The organism is Croceivirga sp. ABH4_376 (assembly GCF_056160685.1).
Genome location: NZ_JBSWXQ010000023.1, coordinates 1 through 645, shown reverse-complemented (window position 1 = coordinate 645; position 645 = coordinate 1). Strand labels below are relative to the sequence as shown.

The 645-nt window shown below is 39.5% G+C and carries 1 protein-coding gene; it reads left to right on the top strand.

The window, feature by feature from the left end; all coding sequences use genetic code 11:
• The coding region (locus ACXAGS_RS15720) for a hypothetical protein (protein WP_474908090.1) at positions 1-645 on the top strand (645 nt) is incomplete at both ends.

Below are 645 nucleotides of genomic sequence, written 5' to 3'. Positions count from 1 at the left end.
GGAGTATGATTGTCCTGTTGGCGGATCACAATTAGAATGGGGCACGCATGATTGGCCCGATGGTAGTCCAGAGGACGATTTGTCATCTACGGGAACCACTATTATAGATGGTAATACGATTACATCTGATAATACGGGTACGGATTTTGCTTTGATACCTAATTATTATGCAGAATATGGTTTTGTGGTCGGTAAATATGGACTAAAGATAAATGCCCTTGAAGATGAACTCTCTAATGGCTCATTTCGATATCGGATTGGTTTTGAACGTCCGGTGACCAATCTTTCATTTACAGTTGCCGATATTGATGCTCATGATGGATCAGGATCTTATACTGGTATATATACTGATCAAATCAGGGTTACGGCATCAGTTGATGGGGTTATAATTCCTTTGGTTGCGGGAATAGATTATACTGTTGTAGACCCTACTGTAGTCGCGGATTTAGGGGGCGGTTCTTTTGAAGGGTTGCGATTGGTTCCTAATGCCAGCAATACTACAGAAAGTGACGTTGTATTTAATTTAAGTTTTGCTGTAGACGATATATTTATAGAGTGGACCAATTCTATTTCTACAACAACTGCTTTAGGTACCGTGATTTTAATAGATGATTTAAGTTGGGACTGTAGTTATAAGGATACGGA